This is a genomic window from Streptomyces nanshensis (assembly GCF_001751255.1).
GTDB lineage: Bacteria > Actinomycetota > Actinomycetes > Streptomycetales > Streptomycetaceae > Streptomyces > Streptomyces nanshensis_A.
Genome location: NZ_LJGW01000613.1, coordinates 1 through 3,019 on the forward strand (window position 1 = coordinate 1; position 3,019 = coordinate 3,019).

At 73.7% G+C, this 3,019-nt stretch carries 3 protein-coding genes; 1 reads left to right on the forward strand and 2 read right to left on the reverse strand.

Annotated elements, in window-relative coordinates; translation table 11 throughout:
* Window positions 1-79: 79 nt before the first annotated feature.
* Entirely contained in the window at window positions 80-310 is a 231-nt protein-coding gene (locus tag AN218_RS30255) for a DUF5133 domain-containing protein (RefSeq protein WP_070020231.1), read from the reverse strand.
* Between the two features lie 297 nt (window positions 311-607).
* Between AN218_RS30255 and AN218_RS30260 the strand changes: the two genes are divergently transcribed.
* Window positions 608-1,723: a PP2C family protein-serine/threonine phosphatase gene (locus AN218_RS30260; RefSeq protein WP_070020232.1), complete on the forward strand. Its 1,116-nt coding sequence runs from the start codon at window positions 608-610 to the stop codon at window positions 1,721-1,723.
* A 54-nt stretch (window positions 1,724-1,777) separates the two neighbouring features.
* On the opposite strand, the gene AN218_RS30265 is transcribed toward AN218_RS30260, so the two are convergent.
* Window positions 1,778-2,608, reverse strand: a complete 831-nt coding sequence (locus AN218_RS30265) for an endonuclease/exonuclease/phosphatase family protein (RefSeq protein WP_070020233.1) — start codon at window positions 2,606-2,608, stop codon at window positions 1,778-1,780.
* Window positions 2,609-3,019 lie beyond the last annotated feature (411 nt).

Sequence of the window (3,019 nt, forward strand, 5' to 3'; positions counted from 1 at the left end):
CGGACCCGGGCGGGCCGGTCGCCGGTGCCGAACGGGCCGGTACGGGCGGGGTGTTGAGGGCGCGGCGCCGCCGGGGCCCTCAGCCCGTCGCGAGCAGCGAGTCGTCGCGCGTCCGCGCGCCGGGCAACCGCAGACGGGCCGCGACGACGGCGGCGTCGACGTCGTTGGTGCCGGTGGCGAGGCACAGCGTGTAGGCCACGTCGTCCATCCGCTGCTGGACCGCCGCGCCACCGCGTTCGGCGTGCAGCGCGCGGAGCGTCTCGTACTGCGTCAGTGTGCGGGCCAGCAGTGCCGGGTGTGCCATGAGCATGAGTGGCTCCTCTCTTCCGTCCAGCCGTCCGGCCGGGGGCGGGCTCGCGGAAGAAGCGGCGGCGGACAGCCGGTCCGGGTGCGCGTCGCGCTCTCCCGCGGGTGTGCCTGCTGTCCGAAGCACTCCCGCCCGGTTCTCCGCGATCGGCCGGACGAAACCCCGCCCGTCCGCGCCGATTTGCCGGCGACGGGCGCCGGTCCGCCGGTGTCCGCGGCCCGGGAGCGCCGCGGGTGCGCCGTACGTACGTCCGGGTGCGCCGTTCTGCGCAGCTCATCCGCCGGAGGTAAAGAGAGAGGTATGTCGCTGCGGTTCGCCGATCTCCGCCGGTCCTTGCGCGAGAGCTCCTGGATGCTGGCCGTCCCCCTGGCCTGGCTGGTCGTCATCGTGGTGGCCGACGTACTGGCTCCCCCGCACATCCACCTCGGTCCGCTGCTGGTGGCGGCCCCCGCGATCACGGCGTCCTTCGCGGGGGCGTGGGCCACGGGGTTCGTGGCGGTGCTGGCGGTGGCGGCGCAGACGCTCATCGCGGTGCTGCGGGACAAGAGGGAGTTGTTCTCCTCCAACCACGAGGCGCAGATCGCGGCGCTCGTCGTCGTGGGCATCTCGCTGGTCTGGTACTGCGTCCTGCGGGAGCGCCGCTCCCGCGAACTCTCCCGCGTACGGCATGTGTCGGAGTCCGCGCAGCGGCTCACGCTGCGCCCCCTGCCGCAGCAGATCGGGCCGCTGCGGGTCGCCTCCCTCTATCTCTCCGCCGACGCCGACGCGCAGATCGGCGGTGACGTGTACGGGGCCACGCGCACCCGCGACAGCACCCGGCTGATGATCGGCGACGTACGCGGCAAGGGCATCTCCGCCGCTGGAGACGCCGCCCTCGCCCTCGGCGTCTTCCGCGCCACCGCGGCCGTCGGACGGGAGACGGACCTGGCCGAGACGGCGGCGCTCCTCGACGACAGCGTCGGCTGGAACCTCGGCGACCCGCTGGCGGAGGAGCAGGCGCAGGAGATCTTCATCACCGCGTCCCTGCTCGACATCCCGGACGGTGAGCGGGCCGCGGCGTCCCTGATCGTCTGCGGCCATCCGCCTCCGCTGCTGCTGCGCGGTGGACGGGTCACGGCGCTGGAGCCGCACAAGCCCGCCCCTCCGCTGGGCCTGGGCAAGACCGGTCCGGCCGGTTACCACGTGGACGCCTTCGAACTGGCGGCGGGCGACGTCCTGGTGCTCTACACCGACGGCATCACCGAGGCGCGGGACGCCGCCGGGCGCTTCTATCCGCTGACGGACCGGATCTCCGGCTGGGCGGACTCCGCACCGCAGACGCTGATCGAACGGCTCAGGGACGATGTGCGCACCCACGTCGGAGGGCGGCTCGGCGACGACGCCGCGCTGATCGCGCTCCAGCGGGAGCCGTGGTGAGGACGGAACGACCACGACGGCTCCCGGAGGGCAGGTCCCGGGGCCGGATCCAGGTCAGGCGCCGTCCAGCTCCACCGTCGCCTGCACCGGGAAGTGGTCGCTGGGGTAACGGCCCTCGTACGTCGCGGTGTTGATGCGGGCCGAGAGCGTACGGAACCCGGCGGAGGTGAGGATCCAGTCGATGCGCCCGCCCCGCGCGTCCATGCCCGCGTAGTCGTGCCAGGTGTGGTGGTCCTCGCCGCGGTGCTCCGCCGGGGCCGCGGCGAAGGTGTCGGTCAGCCCGCCGCCGGTCAGCAGCGTCTCGTACACACCGCCCTCGGCGGAGACCGCGGGCACGTTGAAGTCGCCCGTGACCAGGCACGGCAGCCCGGATTCGAAGGGCGGCAGCGGACTCTGCGGGCCGCGCATCTGCTCCACGAGCAGCCGGGCCCCCGCGAGCCGGGCCTTGGTGCTGACGTTGTCGAGGTGGGTGTTGAGCACGTAGAACTCCCGGGCGCCCGACGGTCCCTCGGACCGCTCGCGCAGACGCAGCCACGTGACCATGCGGGGTGAGCCGGCGCCGGGCCACTTCTGCCCGACGGCGTGCGGGTCCGGGGCGATCCAGAAGTGCTCGTACTCGACGGGCTCCAGACGTCCCGCGTCGTAGAAGACGGCCATGAACTCGCCGCGGCTGCCGCCGTCCCGGCCCATGCCGATCCAGTCGTAGCGCTTGTCCGGCTGCTGGATGTCCTCGTGGATCTCCCGCAGTTGACGGTGCAGGCCCTCCTGGGTGCCGATCACGTCGGGCGCCTCCTGGCGCAGCAGCGCGGCCACGGCGGGGCGGCGCAGGCTCCAGGAGTGCGGGGCGGCCGGATCGTAGTCGGCGAAGCGGAGGTTGAACGTCATCACGCGTAGCTCCATGCCACATCCGTACCACCGGGGGCCGCGGCCCGTGCCGCCCTCGGACGGAGTGATGACACTGCTACCGCAGGAGGGCCGGGGCCGTGCACCGGCGGACGCGGGAGGACTCCGCCGGGTCCCTGCGGGACAAAGCGGCGATCCCGGCAGTTTTCCGCGGCGAAGACTGCCGGGAGCTGGAAGTGTGACGGGCCTGGGCGGCGGGAGATCATGCGGTGCGGCCGGCCCCGTACCCGGGCTCGCCGTGAACGCATCCGGAGGCCCCGATGGCACGTCAACGACCGCCCGCGCGCCGCGAAAGGCCGCCCGCGCGGCCCTGTCCGTACCCGGATCTGCTCTGGGTGGACGCGGCGGACTACGCGGAGGGCGCCGACCGTGACGGCGCCGCCGGCGGCGCCG

Bases quoted from the DNA above. Each gene is read 5' to 3' on its own strand.
- AN218_RS30255 (WP_070020231.1), bottom strand. From the start codon at position 310: ATGCTCATGGCACACCCGGCACTGCTGGCCCGCACACTGACGCAGTAC.
- AN218_RS30260 (WP_070020232.1), top strand. From the start codon at position 608: ATGTCGCTGCGGTTCGCCGATCTCCGCCGGTCCTTGCGCGAGAGCTCC.
- AN218_RS30265 (WP_070020233.1), bottom strand. From the start codon at position 2,608: ATGACGTTCAACCTCCGCTTCGCCGACTACGATCCGGCCGCCCCGCAC.